Below are 18,044 nucleotides of genomic sequence, written 5' to 3' on the forward strand. Positions count from 1 at the left end.
TGAAATGAGAGGTAAAAATACCTTTGATTTAGCCAGAAGTAGGCGACTGAGTGAAATGAGAGGTATAAGTACCTTTGATTTGGCCGGAATTGGGCAACTGAGGGTAGTGAGAGGTAAAACTACCTTTGATTTAGCCAGAAGTGGGCGACTGAGTGAGTGAAATGAGAGGTAAAAATACCTTTGATTCGGCTGAGAAGCAGGCTAGCACGGTTTGTGGTTCTAACAAGGCCACTGGCCCTGCGCTATACATCGCCCAAACCACTGTCGTTCCTTTTTCTCTGACTACCTGAGAATTTTAAGTTGTAAAATCATCTCTAACAATTACATATAAGTAAAGGCAGGGGGAAGCATTGCTTCTATGTGCAGCTGCGATGATCTCTATGTTCAGTTGCAATAAATACTTTGTCAGTTGCAGTACCTACTATGTGCAGTTGCAGTACCTACTATGTGCAGTTGCAGTACCTACTATGTGCAGTTGCAACGCTTACTTTGTCAGTTGCAGTGCCTACTTTGTTCTATTGCAGTGCTTACTTGGTTCAGCTACAGTACTTATTTTGTTCAGTTATGGAGGAGATGATGAAATGACGAAGCAGATTCAGGCAGATGTAATCATTATCGGCGGTGGAACCGGAGGCTGTGCGGCCGCTCTTGGTGCTGCAAGGTCAGGGCGGTCGGTGGTGATGACCGAGGCCTATGATTGGATTGGCGGACAGCTCACAAGTCAGGTGGTGCCGCCTGATGAGAACCGCTGGATTGAACAGTTTGGCTGTACGGCAAGCTACCGGACTTACCGGAATGCAGTACGCGACTATTACCGCAGATTCTTCCCGCTCACGGAGCAGGCGCGCGCCCGGGCGGGATTCAATCCCGGAAATGCCTGGGTCAGCCGTCTCGCTCACGAACCGCGTACCGCGCTGGCGGTGCTCCGGGATATGTTGGCCCCTTATGTGCACAGCGGGCGGCTGCAGATATGGACCGGGTACAAGCCCGTACGGGCCGAGACAGACGGGGATGAGGTGATCTCAGTAACGGTGTGCGGGCAGGATGGAGATAGGCTGGTGCTGACAGGCAAATATTTTTTGGATGCAACCGAGGAAGGAGATGTGCTGCCGCTTGCAGGCGTGGAGTACGTGACCGGCGCGGAATCAGTTGCCGAGACTGGGGAGAGGCACGCGCTTGCGGGTCCGGCGAATCCCCGGGATATCCAGGCGTTTACGCATTGTCTGGCGCTAGACTATAACGAGGGTGAAGATTATACGATTGCCAAGCCGCGGGAATATGACTTCTGGAAGAGCTATCAGGCTGATTTCTGGCCCGCTCCACAGCTGAGCTGGACGGTTCCATCCCCTTCAACGCTTGCGCCTGTAACCTATGTGCTTCTGCCGGAGGAGGGGGCCAATCCGCTGTTTACTTACCGCCGATTGGCGGACCGCAGTAATTTTCAGCCAGGGGCTTACAAGACAGACCTCAGCGTGGTCAACTGGCCGCAGAATGACTACTGGCTCGGACCGATTATTGACGTTGCTCCCGAAGAAAGGCACTGCCACCTGGAGAGAGCGAAGCAGCTCAGTCTTTCCCTGTTGTATTGGATGCAGACAGAGGCTCCCCGCAAAGATGGCGGTATAGGTTACCCAGGCCTTCGTCCACGCCCGGATGCTACGGGAGCGCCGCATGGGCTTGCACAGGCACCGTATATTCGTGAAGGACGCCGTATCCGCGCGGAATATACGGTCCTGGAGCAGCATCTCAGCCCGGCGGACCGCCCCGGCGGCAAAGCCGAAAAATACCCGGATACCGTTGGCATCGGCAGCTATCGGATTGATCTTCATCCCAGCACGGCACTGCGGACTTTTATCGACATTCCTTCGCTGCCGTTCCAGATCCCGCTGGGGGCGCTGATCCCGGTTCGGGTGAACAACCTGATCGCAGCTGCCAAAAACATTGGGACCACGCATATCACCAATGGCTGCTACCGGCTTCATCCGGTGGAATGGAACATTGGAGAGGCGGCAGGCATGCTGGCGGCATACTGTCTGGATAACGGGATTAATCCCCGGGGGGTGCGAAATTCCCCGCAGCAGCTGAGCAGCTTCCAGACCCGCCTGCGTAATAACGGGTTTGAGCTGGAATGGCCGTCTATTGGTGCGGTCTAGGCCGATCAGGGCGGGCATGATCTGTATTATAGATTAGGTTACCGAAGGCAGCAGCTGACGGGTATACTCCGGCAGTCCGTACAGGTGTGACTAACAGCCGAAGCCGCCGGTTCCAATGGTTCATCTCCCCGGCCCCTGGTTAAGTAGTGGGAAACCATGAAATTTCCAGTGAAAGGGGAACTTCAGATGTCCGAACATAATCATGTGGTGAACAAGGACGGGAATGTGACGATGGCTAAAGTGAGTGACGCCCTTGACCGGATAGATCCCGAACAAAAAGAACTCATTCTGAAGAATTTTGAAGATTTCAGAGCTTATCTGGGAAAGCGTATCCAATTGGCACAAAAGATTGGTTTGGGCGAAGAACAGCTGGCCGCAGCGGCGGAAAAAATCGCCGACTATCTGGCCGCCCATGAAGAGCCGCGCAACAGCGAGGAAAAGCTGCTGCTGGAGCTGTGGAAGGCCGGCAGCAAGGAAGAGCGCCACCAGCTGGCACATATGCTGGTCAAGCTGGCCCGGAATTGAATAGAGCAGTTTTGCGCTAGTGCTGATCTAGGCGCATAGGCTGGGCAAAGATCCTTCTCCGGGTGCCGGGGGAGGATTTTCTTCCGTAAAGAAGGGAAAGCGGGAAACATCAGGTACCCGGATGCTATAATGGGGGAAGCAACTGGATTCAATTGGGCTACTCCCATTTCTGAAATCTCATAACTTGGAGATGCGACGATTATGAAATTAAGCATTCTGGATCAATCGCCTGTCCCGGAGGGCAGCACGCCGGCCGAGGCGTTGGCTGAGACCGCAAGCCTAGCCATAGAGGCGGACCGGCTGGGCTATCACCGCTTTTGGGTCTCCGAGCATCATGCGGCACGCGGGCTGGCGGGTTCAAGCCCCGAGGTGCTTATGGCACATCTGGCTGCGGTAACCACAAGAATCCGCATCGGTTCGGGAGCTGTGCTGCTTCCCCATTACAGCGCTTATAAAGTGGCCGAGAACTTTCGCGTGCTCGAAGCCTTATACCCCGGCCGGATTGATCTTGGGCTGGGCAGAGCTGCAGGAGGCGGGGCGCTCGCTGCAAGAGCGCTCCAGGAGAACCGGACCGGCGGCGCTGAACTCTACGAACTGCAGATCCAAGATCTGCTCAGCTATCTGTATGGCGCTCCGGATGAGTCACACCGCTTTGCCGGGCTGGAGACCAGTCCGCAGGTCAGCACTGCGCCGGAGCTCTGGCTGCTCGGGTCCAGCAGGGATAGTGCAGCTCTTGCCGCCAGGCTGGGGACCGGCTATGCATACGCCAGGTTTATTAACAATGATGGGGGCGGTATGGCGGTCCGGTCCTTTTGGAGCAGCTTCCGCCCGTCTCCTGCAGCTTCCGCGCCCCAGGCGCTGGTGTCGGTGTTTGCCGTATGCGCTGAGACTTCCGCTGAAGCGGACCGGCTGGCTGCCAGCATGGATTTGTCCCTCGTTCAGCTGGAGAAGGGCCATGTCTCGACAGGCACGCCTTCGGTGGAGACGGCACTGGGCTACAACTATACACCGTATGACCGGTTTCGGATCGAGGATAACCGCAGGCGAATGGTGATTGGATCACCGGACGAAGTACGGCGGCAGTTTACAGCACTCATGGAGGAATACCAATGCGAGGAAATTATGTTCGCAACACTTGTGCACCGCTATGAGGACAAGCTGAAATCCCTGAGGTTGATAGCCGATGCATGCGGATTGCACGGAGGGGCCGGGGTGAATTAGCCGCAGCCACAGTGCCCTGAATTTTGGAATTCTGCGGCAATGAGTTAAGATGAAGATTGGCTGGACATTGCATCGCCGTTAGAAAAATCCACGGATGAAGGGGAGAAGCAGGATGTCTATTTACAGTTTTGCAGGCGTGAAGCCTTCGGGTGCAGAAGTGCCTTTCAAGGATTATGAAGGCAAGGTGCTGCTGATTGCCAACACGGCCAGCAAATGCGGACTTACACCACAGTACGGGGATTTGCAGGAGCTGTATGAGCAGTACGGCGACCAGGGACTTGTTGTATTGGGTTTTCCCTGCAACCAGTTTGCCGGACAGGAGCCGGGCACCAGTGAAGAAGCGGAGGAGTTCTGCCAGATTAATTATGGCGTTACGTTCCCCATTTTTGCCAAAGTGGATGTGAACGGACCGGATGCCAGTCTGCTTTTTCAATATTTGAAGGGCCAGCAGCCGGGAGAAGGCGGGAGCAGTGACATTCAGTGGAATTTCACGAAGTTCCTCGTCGACCGGAGCGGCAGCGTGGTAGCACGTGTGGAACCAAAGGAATCACCTGAAAGTATGAAGGAACAGATAGAAGCATTGCTTTAAACAATACGGTTTTATTGTTGAAATATTAGAATTTACAAACAGAGCCTCTCTGCTCTATACATTATGTAAGGAGACGGCGGAGCCGATTCTGACTGCTGGAATTAACAAGAGTTTTCCTCCCGGATGCGGCTTTGCGGCGTCTGGGGGGATTTTTTCGTTTGGGATCTATGAAAATTATCCTTGACGCTTTTCATAGACACTGTATCCTTTGAAGAGGAATGTGCAGTTCCTGGAGAACTGCATAAAGTGAATGGTGAAGCAGGATAATAACGGCAGGAGGGTTTTATAACGGCATGAGGTTAATTACAGAGGTGGCATCGGCAGCAGGGATTCATGAGGAGCATCTGGAGCTGTACGGCAAATATAAAAGCAAGCTGTCGCCATCCCTTTGGGATGAGCTTAAGCACAAGCAGGACGGAAAGCTGGTGCTGGTCACCGCGATGAATCCGACTCCGGCAGGCGAGGGTAAAACACTGACAACCATAGGACTGTCCCAGGCGCTGAATGCGGCGGGCGTTAAGACCGTAGCGGCGCTGCGCGAGCCTTCGCTTGGTCCGACCTTAGGAATGAAAGGCGGAGCCACCGGCGGAGGCAAAGCCCAGATTGTTCCGGCGGATGAGATCAACCTGCATTTTACAGGCGATATACATGCGGTAACTTCGGCGCATAATCTGCTGTCCGCCATGATCGACAATCATATTTTTCAGGGCAACCTTCTGGGGCTGGACCCTCAGCGCATTGTCTGGAAACGCGTAATGGATATGAATGACCGCAGCCTGCGCAGTATTGTGACGGGTCTCGGCGATGGCAACGGTCCGGTGCGGGAGAGCGGTTTCCAGATTACAACAGCCTCCGAGATTATGGCTGTGCTGTGCCTGTGCGACGGTCTTGCCGATCTCAAAAAACGCCTAAGCCGCATGCTGGTCGGATATGATCAGCTGGGCCAGCCGGTAACAGCTAAGGATATCGGGGCAGTGGAAGCCATGGCTGCGCTGCTGAAGGAAGCCGTGAAGCCCAATCTGGTGCAGACACTGGAGGGTACACCGGTAATTGTGCATGGCGGGCCTTTTGCCAACATTGCCCATGGCTGCAGCAGTGTAATTGGTACCCGTTATGCGCTGAAGCTGGGCGATGTGGTGGTGACGGAAGCAGGCTTCGGGGCGGATCTCGGCGCTGAGAAGTTCATGGATATCAAATGCCGCCAAGCCGGGCTCACTCCCGCTGCAGCCGTGCTGGTTGTGACCGTGAAATCGCTGAAATACAACGGCGGTGTGCGTAAAGATGAGCTGCATACGGCGAACCGGGCCGCCCTGCTCTCCGGCCTTTCCAACATGGAGCGCCATATAGAGAATTTGGGCAAATTCGGCGTTCCGGTGCTGGTGGCGCTTAATCACTTCGAGGGCGATGCCCCTTCGGAGATTAACGATGTCCTGGAAGCCTGCCGCCGTCTGGGTGTACCCGCAGCGGTTTCCAAGGTATGGGCGGAAGGGGGTGCCGGAGGGCTGGAGCTTGCCATGGAGCTGAAGAAGCTCTTGGAGCAGGGCGAAGGCCAACCCGCGGCATTTGCTCCCTTGTATGAGGACAATCTGGACATCCCGGCCAAAATCAACACAATCGTCACCGAAATTTACCGTGGCGCTGAGGTAGCCTTCTCGCCGGCAGCGAAGCGCAGCCTGGGCATTATTGAGAAGCTTGGCCTCCATCAGCTTCAGGTCTGCATGGCTAAGACACCGTACTCCTTCTCGGATCAGCCGAGATTGCTGGGAGCACCCGAAGGCTTCACGTTGGGTGTCCGTGATATTACGCTGTCGCTGGGTGCAGGCTTCGCTGTGATTATCACCGGCAATATCGTGACCATGCCCGGTCTTCCGGCCAAGCCGGCGGCAGAAGGTATTCAGGTAGACCTGGACGGTGTCATTAACGGTTTAGAATAACTAGGGTTATATAAAATCCACAGACATAAGCCCCCGTATTTCTGCGACTGATGCAGAGGTATGGGGGCTTTGCTGCGTGGAAGGTTCCCTGCTCCTTCCTGCTGTACAGCAGACATAATGTGTCCGTTCCGGGGAAAACTAATGCCGATGCAGGATGGACCTGGAGGACAAAAATCCGCAAAAGTTGTGAACGTTGTGAGAAAAATCACAAAAGTACTTGAAATGTGAGAAAAATCACAATATAATCAATTCATAAAGTGAAATAAATCACAACTATAGAGAAAATAAATGAATGCCCAAATTTGGAGGAGGAAGAAACCATGAAAGTAGCAGTCATTGGATGTACCCATGCCGGAACCGCCGCAATTGTCAACACCGCCCAGCTCTACCCTGAAGCCGAGATTACAGTATATGAACGCAATGATAATATTTCTTTCCTGTCGTGCGGGATCGCGCTTTATGTAGGGGGAGTAATCAAGGACCCGCAGGGTCTGTTCTATTCCTCGCCGGAAAAGCTGGCTGAACTCGGCGTCAAGACGAACATGCGTCATGAAGTGATCCAGGTCGATACGGACCGCAAAACCCTGCGTGCCCGCAATCTGGCGACAGGCCAGGAATTCGATGACTCCTATGACAAGCTGATCATGACTACCGGTTCATGGCCGATTGTTCCTAAGCTGGAAGGCATGGAGCTTGACGGTATCCTCCTGTCGAAGAACTACAGCCATTCCAACACCATCATCGAAAGAGCACAGCAGGTGGACAGAATCACTGTTGTCGGCGCCGGATATATCGGAGTTGAGCTGGTGGAAGCTTTTCAGATGAACGGCAAGCAGGTTACGCTGATCGATGGCGAAGATCGTATCCTGAGCAAATACCTGGATGAAGAATTCACTACACCTATTCAAAAATCACTGGAGGATCACGGAATCACTCTGGCGCTTGGCGAGAAGGTCAGCTCGTTTGCAGGAGAGAACGGCAAAGTGACCAAGGTCATCACCAGCAAAGGCGAGCACGAGACAGACCTGGTTATCCTCTGCATCGGCTTCCGTCCGAATACCGAACTGCTGAAAGGCAAAGTGGATATGCTGCCTAACGGTGCAATTATCGTCAACGACTACATGCAGACCAGCCTTCCGGACATCTATGCTGCGGGCGACAGCTGCGCAATTCACTATAACCCGACCGGCAAAAATGCTTACATTCCTCTGGCAACCAACGCAGTGCGCATGGGTACGCTGGTAGCCCGCAATTTGGTGTCACCGACCATTGCCTACATGGGCACACAGGGCACCTCGGGGATCAAGATCTATGAAGACAATATCGCCGGAACCGGGCTGACGGAAGATGCGGCCAAAGCGGAAGGTATGGATGTTGAAAGTGTATTGCTGACCGACAACTACCGTCCTGAGTTCATGCCAACCTTTGAGCAGGTACAGTTAAAGGTGGTCTATGACCGCTTGACCCGCCGCATCCTCGGCGCTCAGATTATGTCCAAGATGGATCTGACGCAGTCGATCAATACCGTGTCGGTATGCATACAGAATAAAATGACTGTAGACCAGCTGGCATTTATCGATTTCTTCTTCCAGCCGCATTACAACAAACCATGGAATTTCCTGAATACCGCAGGCCTTCAGGCCTTGCCCGTTACAGTTCCCCATAAAGAAACTGTAACAGTCTAAACCTGCAGCCATCCCCATAACCGGAGCCGAATGAAGGCTCCGGTTTTTTGGTGCGCCCCGGCACAAATGTATTTTTTTGGCGACTGGCGGCTTTCACTCGAATAAAAACATTCCGCATTGAATACTTTTGTGGTAAATTTGACATGTCAGTGAAAAGTTTCACTTAGTTTTTACATAAGTGATTTTTATCACGTAATTGTCTAAGTTGACACGCTACAATGGCATAAAGGAACAAATTTTAAGTATTAAAAGGGGATAGGAATCATGGCTTATAACAAACCGCAGGGGATTGCCGAAGTCACGGTGGAGAACGGAATCAAGAAGGCACATAATCCGCTCAGCACTGTACTTATTCTTGGCTTCTTGGGGGGAGCGTTTATCGCGCTCGGATTTTTGCTGGACATTCGCGTAATTGCAGGCGCACCGAAGGAGTGGGGCTCCATTGCGAATTTTATCGGGGCTTCCGTGTTCCCGGTAGGTCTGATCATGGTGCTGCTGGCCGGAGGGGAACTGCTGACAGGCAATATGATGGCGGTGCCGCTGGCATTTATGTCGAAGAAGATTTCGCTCTGGGAAATGATTAAGAACCTGGTGCTGATCACCATCAGTAACTTCGCAGGCGCCTTGTTCGTCGCTTATTTCTTCGGCCACATTGTCGGCCTCACCGCAGACGGCGTGTATCTGGATAAACTGGTGGATATGGCCGGCCACAAGATCGATGCCACCTTTTTGCAGGCGTTTGTTTCCGGGATCGGCTGTAACTGGCTCGTTGCTCTGGCCGTATGGCTCTCTTACGGAGCGGATAATTTCAGCGGTAAAATCCTCGGCATCTGGTTTCCGACTATGGCGTTTGTGGCCATCGGCTTCCAGCACGTTGTAGCCAACATGTTCCTTATCCCTGCTGCCATATTTGAAGGACATTTCACTTGGTCCCAGTACTTAAGCAATTTTGCCCCGGTCTGGCTAGGGAATCTCACAGGCGGTGCAATCTTCGTCGCATTCGCTTACTGGATGGCTTACCTGCGCAAAGCGCCGGCGGCAGCCCATTCAGTGGACACCATTGTTCCTGCCGGTGTAAAAAAACACGCATAACCTTCCAGCCTGCTCAGGTCTGGCGTCGAGTCAGCACCCTCCGGAAACCTCCGTGGGGTGTTTTTGTTGTTGTTCCGCTCCATAACAAAATTCGCCGTGCATATCCGACTCGGGGGAACGAAATCGGGCTCACGGCGAATTCATAGGGAGTGTTTCATATGCTCTATTACCCAGGCATACTTGGAACGAATCAGTTTGTTCCTGCTATTTTCTTTACGTGGAGCAAGTGCGGTTATAGAATATACATATTCAAGCAGCGAAGGAGGACTGCAGCCCATGAGTTACAGCGGAGATGGGGTTTTTCCGGCGGTATGCCCGCTGGATTGCCCTGACACATGCGGACTTCTAGTGCATAAGCAGAATGGAAAAATCATTAAAGTGGAAGGAAATCCAGAGCATCCGGTCACCAAAGGGGCGATTTGCAACAAGGTGCGGCATATGGCCGAGCGGGTGCATCACCCCGAGCGGCTGCTGCAGCCTCTGCGGCGGGTAGGACCGAAGGGAAGCGGTTCTTTCACACCGATCAGCTGGGAAGAGGCCATAGGCGAAATTGCCGGACGCTTTAAGGAGCTGTCGGCAGCTTACGGGCCGGAGAGCATTCTTCCCTACAGCTTCTACGGAAATATGGGGGTGCTCAGCGTAGACGGGATGGACCGGCGTTTTTTTAATGCGCTCGGTGCAAGCCGTCTGGAGCAGAGCATCTGCAACTCTGCCGGCAGCGCAGGCTGGAAATATACAATGGGCTTCAACGGCGGGACAAGCCCTGAAGACACGGTGAACGCCGACCTGATCATCGTCTGGGGCGGCAATATTGTCAGCACGAGCATGCATCAGGTCGTCTATGCCGAGCAGGCCCGCAAACGGGGGGCGAAGGTGGTTGTGATCGATGTGCACCGCAACCGCACGGCCCAGTGGGCGGACTGGTTCCTGCCGCTGTACCCTGGCACGGATACAGCGCTCGCGCTCGGACTGATGCATATCCTGTTCCGTGACGGAATGACCGATGACGCTTTTCTTGAGCGTTATACAACCGGCCATGAGGAATTGCGCGCCCATGTGCTCGCCTATCCGCCTGAGCGGGTCGCGGAGATTACAGGCATTGCAGCAGAGGATATCGAGAAGCTGGCCAAGCTGTATGGTGAAGCCAAGGTCTCGCATATCCACATCGGCAATGGCCTCCAGCATCACGATAACGGCGGCATGAATGTGCGCACGATCGCCTGTCTTCCGGCACTTACCGGTGCCTGGCTGAAGACCGGGGGCGGAGCGTTCAAGTCGAACAGCGGCTACAGCTCCACGAATGACCGGGCACTGACCCGCCCTGATCTGCGCCCGAACCGCCGGACACGTACAATTAATATGAACCGGATCGGTGAAGCGCTGGAACTGAAGGAGCAGCCGGTGATGGGGATGTTCGTCTACTGCAGCAATCCTGTGGTGGTGGCCCCCGATGCGGAGCGGGTACGCAAAGGATTTGCCCGTGAGGATTTGTTCACGGTTGTGCATGATCTGTTTATGACCGACACGGCTCTGTATGCCGACATCGTGCTGCCGGCAACCTCCACGTTTGAGAATGTGGATCTATATGCTTCCTACTGGCATCACTATATTCAGCTTCAGGAGCCTGTGCTGGATGCACCCGGGGAATGCAAGAGCAATGTGGAGGTCTTCTCGCTGCTTGGCAGGGCGATGGGCTTTGATGCGGAGGCGTTCAGCGAGTCCCCATATGATATGATCCGTCAGGCGCTTGATTATCCGCGCAACCCTTATCTGAACGGTGTAACGCTGGAGCGGCTGACGGCTGAGCGGTTCGTGAAGCTGGATATGTCGCCGCAAGCGGATTATCTGGAGCACCTGCCGACCCCCTCCGGCCGAATCGAGCTGTATTCAAAGGCCATGGAGCTGGCTGGCCTGCCTCCGCTGCCAACCTATACGCCGCTGAAGGAAGGCTATGACGGCAAGCGGCGGCCGCAGCCGGGAACGGCGTACCCGCTGATGTTCGTTTCGCCGCCGAACCATAATTTCCTGAATTCCACCTTCTCCAATGTGGAGAAGCACCAGCGGATGGAGAAGCGGCCGACACTGCAGATTCATCCCGAAGATGCAGCGGTAAGGGGAATTGAGGAGGGCGACGAGCTCACCGTATATAACGGCAGAGGCAGTGTTGAGCTGTGGGCGATGGTAACGGACAAAATGCTGCCTGGCACCGTCATCAGCCAAGGGCTGTGGTGGGAAGGCAAAGGACACAAACAGAGAGTCAATGTGCTGACGCCGGACCGGCTGAGCGATATGGGCAACGGGGCGACTTTTTTCTCAGCTACTGTAGAAGTGAAGCGTAGGGGAGAAGCAAAGTCCAGCGGGGAATCCATCGCATTTAAATGATTTGTTTTATTTGAGTGACGCGATAAAGCGTCAATTCATATGCTTGCCCTTGACCCTGTTTTAGGCTGATACTGGATGAATTAATGACACATAGTTTACAGGGGATGAAAGACAAAATATGAAGTTTTTGCAAGCCTATCCTAAGGAAATTAAAGTATTCCTGATTGCCAGCTTGATTAACGCAACCGGCAGCGCGCTCATGTGGCCGCTCGTAACCATGTACGTATTCGATGAGCTGGGCCGAAGTATGAAGGATGCCGGCTTCGTCCTGCTGATTCAGGCGCTCGGGGGCATTGCCGGCCAGCTGCTGGGCGGTTCGCTCTATCACAAGGTCGGTGTCAACCGGCTGATTGTAGGAGCCTTGGCCCTAACGGCCTTGTCCTTGTTCTCTATTCCGGCGGCAAGCAGCAGCTGGCATTTGTTTATCATTTTGATGGGATTATTCGGATTGTTCAATTCACTGTCCCTGCCGGCGATCCAGGCATTTGTCGGTTTCCGGTTTGCCGAGCAGCGTGCAGAGCTGTTTAACATCATCTATGTTTGCAATAATATAGGGGTAGCATTGGGAACATCGCTGAGCGGATTTTTGGGCAATTATATGCTGAGCTTTGTGCTGAACGGTGTGACTTCGGCTGTGTTTGCCGTCTTTTTCTTTTTTTATCTGCGCAAAGTAGGGACAGCTCCGCCCCACGAACAGACCCGGAAAAAGCATCCGCAGCCCGCACAATCCGGCTGGAGGCTTATGGGCCAGATAAGGATCTATCTATTCATGTCTGTTGGTTCCATGTTTCTGCTGATCGGCAATTCCATCTGGAATACCGGCGTATCGCCGTTTATTATCTCAGAAGGCTGGCCTAAGCAGACTTACGGGTTTCTGTGGACGCTGAACGGGATTCTGATCTTTGCCGCGCAGCCGCTGGTCAGTCTGATCAAACGCTGGTTTGCAGCAACCTCAACGGCCCAAATGACGGCCAGTGCCGTGTTTTATTTGAGCGGTTATGCGGTGATTCTGTTCATGCCAAGCTATGCCGGCCTGTTTCTGGCGATGCTGCTGGCGACGCTGGGGGAGATGCTGATCTCTCCGGCAATGCCTTCATTTATTTCGGACCATGCAGACCGCAATGCGCCGTTCTATCTGGGGCTGAGCGGCGGCATTGGTGCAGTCGGCAGAGTGGTCGGGCCTTATCTGATGGGCGTCCAGTTCGACAGTGGAGGTCTGGCGCCGACGGGCTGGCTGGCTTGCGGGATGGCTGTGCTGTCGGTGGGATTCTTTGGATTACATGCATACATCAACCGCACCGCCCGTACACTGGGGCGAAATGCGGCATAAACTTGCAGCGGGAGAATGCTGTTAAGGCAGCTGCAGTCTTCCGCGTGATTTGAGTAAGGCAAGGAGTGTAGAAGCAATGCCACAACTGAACAGGGACGCCTTAACGATCCGGCCTTCGGAAATCAAGGATGCCCGGGAGCTGATTGTACTTGATAATATGATCTGGACTGAGGATACATCACCCGGTCCGTTAATGTGGCGCTCACGGGAGGATTATCTAATGCATGCCCCTCCCGGTTCACAGCTGGTCGCTCTGAAGGATGGTGAACTGTGCGGCTATGTCGGCTTTGGCTGTCCCAGCGGTATGGAGAGCAACCGTCATGTGTGTGAGGTCAACATCGCCGTTCACCCGAAGTTTCAGCGAATGGGCATCGGCGGACAGTTGATCGAAGCCATCAAAAGCCATGCGGCGGAGAACCGCATCCGCAAACTGCGGCTGCGTGTGCTGTCCTGCAACGAGCCTGCTCTTGCGTTCTACCGCAAATGCGGATTTGTGGAAGAGGGCCGTCTCCGTGAGGAGTTTTTTCTTGGCGGGCGTTACGTTGATGAGGTATTTATGAGCTGCATGCTGACAGGAGGGAAAGAGGATGGAAGTCATCTCGCTTAATGTAGGCAAGCCCAAAACCGTCGATTACCGGGGCAAGCCGCTGGAGACAGGCATTTACAAAATGCCAGCACCCGGCAAGGTGCAGCTTCATCTGGAAGGGTTCGACGGGGACGGCCAAGCGGATCTTGTGAACCACGGTGGTGCGGACAAGGCAGTGTGTGTATATCCGATTGAGCATTATGCCTATTGGGAGCAATGGCTTGGCAAAAAACTGGAGTATTCGGCCTTCGGCGAGAATATCACGGCCAGCGGCCTGCTGGAGACGGAAGTATGCATCGGAGATGTGTACGAGATCGGCACAACACTGCTGCAGGTCAGCCAGCCGCGTTTTCCATGCTATAAGCTGGCGCAAAAACACGGCCCCGCCGATATGCCGGCACAGGTGCTGCAAACCGGGTACAGCGGTTTCTATTTCCGTGTGCTGCGCGAGGGTCAGGTTGCCACAGGCGACCCAATTATCAAGCAGGAAAGCGGCAAGGGTAGCTTTCCCATCAAGCAGGTGCTCTATCTGATGGAGCACGGACGCAAGGACCAGACGGGCTTAGCGGAGCTGGCCGCGCTTGAGACTCTGTCCGCCGTCACCCGCGAGAAGTTTCAGGGCTGGCTGGATACGGCGGGGAGATAACGGTTTCGGAAGGGCTAGGACCTTCCAGGAGAATTGGGGCCATCAGAAAGGGTCCCCAAGGGTCCTCCGGAAGAGTCGGGACCTCCTGTGTTAGCAAGAACCTCCCGAAACATACAGGCAGGTTAATCTTCTCTTTTCTAAGCGGCGTTTGATGCTGAAGACGAACCGGGGCAGTGTTGGTGGTTCTTCGAATCATGGTAAATTGAATGCTGTATGCAGTGAGAGTGCTGTTTGAGTGTATGGGTAGTTTGGAATGCTATATGAGTGCTGTGTGAGTGCTGTTTGAATGCTGTATGAGTGTTGTTTGTATGCTGTGTGAAGTGTGAGTGCTGCTGTGAGATACTGTCTGCCGCCGCTGGAGTTGCTTTGCGCCAGGTCCCTTAAGATGGTAAGTGGATTTTCTACCACTAATTTGCCGATATTCGTGCCACAACAGAGATTTAGTGGGAATTTCTCCACTTAATTTCGGCAAATCCAGTGCTGGAAGGCCAATGGGTTCAGATTAGTGGTACTTTTTCCACTTAATGTTGGTGGAGGGGCCTAGAAGCTTGGATTAGTGGTACTTTTTCCACTTAGTGTCTGGGTTTATCTCGGCGCACGGCCTGGTTCAAGGTAATTTCAAATCTCCGTGGGGTACTTGCTGTTATGTAGTGCCAACTGCTGCTGGAGCTGCGGCGCGCAGAAGGATTCCATCTATATTATAATTTGTGGCTAGGTAAGTAAAGCCCCGGAGGAATAATTCCTCCAGGGCTTTGACCGCTGCAAATAGTTTGGATAAGTATGCTGCTGCGTATCAATGAGCTTGTACATACCGAAAGCGTGCTGCCTTGCATCTTGATGAGCTTGTACATTCGGCAAGTGTGCTGCCTTGCATCTGATTAGCTTGTACATACGGAAAACGTGTTGCCTGCATCCCGAAGAGTTTATACATACTGAAGGCGTGCTGCCTTCCGCCTTAACGGGCTTGCACTTTCTATAATGAAAAAATCCGTTATGCTGCCGCAGCAAGCCCGCAGCCTGTACCTTCTCTGTATCAGCCTCCAGGCAGCAGCAGCCTATTCTGCCTGAAGCCTATTAGCCAATTAGCCTAGCAGTTTCCACTCACTGCGCAGCAGCCCGTAGACAGCGTGATTCACGTAGCCGGACGGAAGCTTTTCTGCCTGGCGGATCACGCCTTCGAACACGAAGCCCAGGCGTTCAGGTATCGCCCGGCTCGTCCGGTTGCCGGTAGCGCAGCGGATCTCAACACGGTTCAGATCCATTTCAAGCAGTGCGTAGTCCACGAAGACCCGGCAGGCGCTGGTCATGTAGCCTTTGCCCTCATAGCCTTCACCGAGCCAGTAACCGATACCTACCGAGCGGTTGTGCCAGTCAATCTCGTGGTATCCGATGATGCCGGCCAGTTCTTCCCGGACCCACAGTCCGGCAGAGAAGCCGCCGTTTTCGCTGCCCTGTTTGACCGAATTTTTGATAAAAGTCTGCAAATGAGCCTGCTCCGTAACACCGTCTACCCAAGGCAGCCACTGTCTGAGCCGGGCGCGCGAGCGCTCCACCAGCGCGAACATATGGCGTGCGTGCTCAGGCATCAAAAGCTTCAGCGTAAGCTCTTCGTCAATGACATAATTAAACATGAGGCTGCCCCCTCTGCGGTTCAAGGATTAACGTTTCTTCCATTCCAGTGCGTAAATGTCGTCCTCCAGTGATTGCATCCGCTGGCCTACCAGCGTGCGGCAGTCGCCCAGCGCTCCGTTATAAATCGCCGGTCCGAGCTCCTGCAGGAAAAATTCCAGCAGGTTGTCCGCCGCCAGATGGCCGATGCTCTCTCCCCGTTCGGCTTCGAAGTAGGCCCGGATATTTTCGGTAATCATCTCCCGCTGCTCTTTGGGCAGCTTGATTGGCTTCATAAATAAGTCCCCCTCGTATAGCAATTATACAGATACATACACTATAATCCCCATGCTACTCCATAGCCGGGAAATAAGTCAAAACACCATGAACGAACCGGCCTGTGAAGCCGGACATTCCCGCCGTTTCTCTTGACTTTTATTGAACATTCCCCGCTTAACGGGTATATTAGTAGGAAACATGTTCATACAAGGAAGTAGTAATATTACAGAATGAAAGGTTGATAACTGTGGAGAACCGTGGAACACCCTCCAATTTCATCAAGAATGTCATTACCGAAGACCTGAGCTCGGGAAAAGTAAAGGAAGTGGTGACCCGCTTTCCGCCGGAGCCTAACGGTTATTTACATATCGGGCATGCCAAAGCGATCTGGATTAACTTCACCCTGGCAGATGAATTCGGCGGCAAGACACATCTCAGATTCGACGATACCAATCCGCTTAAAGAGGATACGGAATATGTGAACTCGATACAGGAGGATGTAAAGTGGCTCGGCTATGAATGGGATGAGCTGCGGTTTGCCTCGGATTATTTTGGAGAAATGTACGAACGGGCAGAGCTGCTGATTCAAAAAGGAAAAGCGTACGTCGATGACCTGACCGCTGACCAAATCCGTGAATATCGCGGTACGCTGACTGAGCCGGGGGTGAACAGCCCGTACCGGGAGCGCACCACCGAAGAGAATCTGGATCTGTTCCGCCGGATGCGGGCAGGAGAATTCAAGGATGGCGAAAAGGTGCTGCGCGCCAAAATAGACATGTCCTCCCCGAATATCAACCTGCGTGATCCGGTCATTTACCGGATTTCCCATTCCCATCATCATAATACGGGCGATGCTTGGTGCATCTATCCGATGTACGCTTTTGCCCATCCGCTTGAGGATGCCATTGAGCACGTGACGCACTCCCTGTGTTCCCTGGAGTTCGAGGATCAGCGTCCGTTCTACGACTGGGTGGTGGCCGAATGTGAAATGCCGGCTTCGCCGCATCAATATGAATTCGGGCGCCTCAATCTCGCCCAGACGGTCACCAGCAAACGCAAGCTGAAGCTGCTCGTGGATGAAGGGCATGTCGATGGCTGGGATGATCCGCGCATGCCGACGATTTCCGGGCTTCGCCGCCGTGGATATACACCGGAAGCCATTCGCAGCTTCGTGCATGAGACAGGTATTTCCAAAAGCCAGGGGCTGGTGGACCTGCAGATGCTGGAGCATTTCATCCGTGAGGACCTTAAGCTGACAGTTCCCCGGACAATGTCGGTGCTGCGGCCGCTGAAGGTGGTTATCACCAACTATCCGGAAGGCCAGACCGAATGGTTCGAAATTGAAAATAATGTGGAGAATGAAGCGATGGGCACCCGCCAGATTCCATTTTCCCGTGAAATCTATATTGAGCGCGATGACTTCATGGAGAACCCGCCGAACAAATATTTCCGTCTGTTCCCCGGCAATGAGGTGCGCCTGAAGAATGCCTATTTCATCAAATGTACGGATTTCGTCAAGGACGAGAACGGCGAGGTTGTGGAGCTTCACTGCACCTATGATCCGGAGACCAAAAGCGGCAGCGGCTTCACCGGCCGCAAGGTTAAGGGGACACTGCACTGGGTGGATGCCGGCCAGGCCGTACCGGCGGAATTCCGCCTCTATGAGCCGCTGATTTCCGCCGAGGAGGCTGACCAGGAGGCTGAGGTCGAAGGCATGGATTCTGCCGCCGATAAGCCCGAGCCTAGCTTCCTGGACCAGTTGAATCCGAAATCAATTGAGATCTTGCATGGTTTTGTGGAGCCGGGACTGAAGGGCAGCGTGCCGCAGGACAAGTTCCAGTTCTTCCGTCATGGATACTTCAACGTGGACAGCAGATACTCCACACCGGGGCATCCGGTGTTCAATCTCATCGTTTCTCTAAAAAGCTCATTCCAGCCTGCCAAATAAGGCTGAAGCTTCTATAAGCAACAAGAGGCTGTCCGAAGTCATCATATGACGTGGGCAGCCTTTTGG

The 18,044-nt window shown here is 53.6% G+C and carries 14 protein-coding genes; 12 read left to right on the forward strand and 2 right to left on the reverse strand.

What is annotated here, in order from left to right; translation table 11 throughout:
• The first annotated feature begins 581 nt into the window (after window positions 1-581).
• The 11 genes from BLQ82_RS22095 to BLQ82_RS22145 all read left to right on the forward strand — a co-directional run bounded on the left by BLQ82_RS22095 (window position 582) and on the right by BLQ82_RS22145 (window position 14,143).
• Window positions 582-2,153 (forward strand): FAD-dependent oxidoreductase, encoded by a 1,572-nt coding sequence (locus BLQ82_RS22095; RefSeq protein ID WP_062522565.1) that lies wholly within the window; start codon window positions 582-584, stop codon window positions 2,151-2,153.
• A gap of 186 nt (window positions 2,154-2,339) precedes the next feature.
• Window positions 2,340-2,678: a DUF3243 domain-containing protein gene (locus BLQ82_RS22100; RefSeq protein WP_062522563.1), complete on the forward strand. Its 339-nt coding sequence runs from the start codon at window positions 2,340-2,342 to the stop codon at window positions 2,676-2,678.
• Window positions 2,679-2,876: 198 nt separating this feature from the next.
• Window positions 2,877-3,899, forward strand: coding sequence for an LLM class flavin-dependent oxidoreductase (locus tag BLQ82_RS22105; RefSeq protein WP_208810805.1), 1,023 nt, complete (start codon window positions 2,877-2,879; stop codon window positions 3,897-3,899).
• A gap of 112 nt (window positions 3,900-4,011) precedes the next feature.
• On the forward strand, window positions 4,012-4,488 hold the full coding sequence (locus tag BLQ82_RS22110) for a glutathione peroxidase (RefSeq protein WP_062522559.1): 477 nt from the start codon (window positions 4,012-4,014) through the stop codon (window positions 4,486-4,488).
• 293 nt (window positions 4,489-4,781) lie between these two features.
• On the forward strand, window positions 4,782-6,422 hold the full coding sequence (locus BLQ82_RS22115) for a formate--tetrahydrofolate ligase (protein ID WP_062522557.1): 1,641 nt from the start codon (window positions 4,782-4,784) through the stop codon (window positions 6,420-6,422).
• 320 nt (window positions 6,423-6,742) lie between these two features.
• Entirely contained in the window at window positions 6,743-8,107 is a 1,365-nt protein-coding gene (locus BLQ82_RS22120) for an FAD-dependent oxidoreductase (protein ID WP_062522556.1), read from the forward strand.
• A 264-nt stretch (window positions 8,108-8,371) separates the two neighbouring features.
• Window positions 8,372-9,199 carry a formate/nitrite transporter family protein gene (locus BLQ82_RS22125; protein WP_062522554.1) on the forward strand — a complete coding sequence of 276 codons (828 nt, stop codon included), beginning with the start codon at window positions 8,372-8,374 and terminating at the stop codon, window positions 9,197-9,199.
• Between the two features lie 276 nt (window positions 9,200-9,475).
• Window positions 9,476-11,581 (forward strand): molybdopterin-containing oxidoreductase family protein, encoded by a 2,106-nt coding sequence (locus BLQ82_RS22130; protein WP_082722622.1) that lies wholly within the window; start codon window positions 9,476-9,478, stop codon window positions 11,579-11,581.
• A 118-nt stretch (window positions 11,582-11,699) separates the two neighbouring features.
• Window positions 11,700-12,911, forward strand: a complete 1,212-nt coding sequence (locus tag BLQ82_RS22135; RefSeq protein WP_062522552.1) for an MFS transporter — start codon at window positions 11,700-11,702, stop codon at window positions 12,909-12,911.
• Window positions 12,912-12,987: 76 nt separating this feature from the next.
• Window positions 12,988-13,518 (forward strand): GNAT family N-acetyltransferase, encoded by a 531-nt coding sequence (locus BLQ82_RS22140; RefSeq protein WP_062522550.1) that lies wholly within the window; start codon window positions 12,988-12,990, stop codon window positions 13,516-13,518.
• Window positions 13,499-14,143 carry an MOSC domain-containing protein gene (locus BLQ82_RS22145; RefSeq protein WP_062522549.1) on the forward strand — a complete coding sequence of 215 codons (645 nt, stop codon included), beginning with the start codon at window positions 13,499-13,501 and terminating at the stop codon, window positions 14,141-14,143. Before BLQ82_RS22140 ends, BLQ82_RS22145 begins: the two co-directional genes overlap by 20 nt.
• A gap of 1,082 nt (window positions 14,144-15,225) precedes the next feature.
• Here the strand turns inward: BLQ82_RS22145 and BLQ82_RS22150 are convergent.
• Window positions 15,226-15,774: a GNAT family N-acetyltransferase gene (locus BLQ82_RS22150; RefSeq protein ID WP_062522548.1), complete on the reverse strand. Its 549-nt coding sequence runs from the start codon at window positions 15,772-15,774 to the stop codon at window positions 15,226-15,228.
• Between the two features lie 27 nt (window positions 15,775-15,801).
• The gene (locus BLQ82_RS22155) at window positions 15,802-16,047 is read right to left on the reverse strand and encodes a DUF2164 domain-containing protein (protein WP_062522546.1); all 246 of its coding nucleotides are present in this window, start codon (window positions 16,045-16,047) and stop codon (window positions 15,802-15,804) included.
• A gap of 230 nt (window positions 16,048-16,277) precedes the next feature.
• Between BLQ82_RS22155 and BLQ82_RS22160 the strand changes: the two genes are divergently transcribed.
• Window positions 16,278-17,978: a glutamine--tRNA ligase/YqeY domain fusion protein gene (locus BLQ82_RS22160; RefSeq protein WP_062522544.1), complete on the forward strand. Its 1,701-nt coding sequence runs from the start codon at window positions 16,278-16,280 to the stop codon at window positions 17,976-17,978.
• The last annotated feature ends 66 nt before the right edge of the window (window positions 17,979-18,044 follow it).

It is taken from the genome of Paenibacillus jilunlii (assembly GCF_900102965.1).
In the GTDB taxonomy this organism is placed as follows: Bacteria; Bacillota; Bacilli; order Paenibacillales; family Paenibacillaceae; genus Paenibacillus_AQ; species Paenibacillus_AQ jilunlii.

Coding starts and splice junctions, on each gene's coding strand:
- BLQ82_RS22155 (WP_062522546.1), bottom strand. CDS start 16,047: ATGAAGCCAATCAAGCTGCCCAAAGAGCAGCGGGAGATGATTACCGAA.
- BLQ82_RS22100 (WP_062522563.1), top strand. CDS start 2,340: ATGTCCGAACATAATCATGTGGTGAACAAGGACGGGAATGTGACGATG.
- BLQ82_RS22125 (WP_062522554.1), top strand. CDS start 8,372: ATGGCTTATAACAAACCGCAGGGGATTGCCGAAGTCACGGTGGAGAAC.
- BLQ82_RS22150 (WP_062522548.1), bottom strand. CDS start 15,774: ATGTTTAATTATGTCATTGACGAAGAGCTTACGCTGAAGCTTTTGATG.
- BLQ82_RS22130 (WP_082722622.1), top strand. CDS start 9,476: ATGAGTTACAGCGGAGATGGGGTTTTTCCGGCGGTATGCCCGCTGGAT.
- BLQ82_RS22120 (WP_062522556.1), top strand. CDS start 6,743: ATGAAAGTAGCAGTCATTGGATGTACCCATGCCGGAACCGCCGCAATT.
- BLQ82_RS22115 (WP_062522557.1), top strand. CDS start 4,782: ATGAGGTTAATTACAGAGGTGGCATCGGCAGCAGGGATTCATGAGGAG.
- BLQ82_RS22145 (WP_062522549.1), top strand. CDS start 13,499: ATGGAAGTCATCTCGCTTAATGTAGGCAAGCCCAAAACCGTCGATTAC.
- BLQ82_RS22140 (WP_062522550.1), top strand. CDS start 12,988: ATGCCACAACTGAACAGGGACGCCTTAACGATCCGGCCTTCGGAAATC.
- BLQ82_RS22110 (WP_062522559.1), top strand. CDS start 4,012: ATGTCTATTTACAGTTTTGCAGGCGTGAAGCCTTCGGGTGCAGAAGTG.
- BLQ82_RS22095 (WP_062522565.1), top strand. CDS start 582: ATGACGAAGCAGATTCAGGCAGATGTAATCATTATCGGCGGTGGAACC.
- BLQ82_RS22135 (WP_062522552.1), top strand. CDS start 11,700: ATGAAGTTTTTGCAAGCCTATCCTAAGGAAATTAAAGTATTCCTGATT.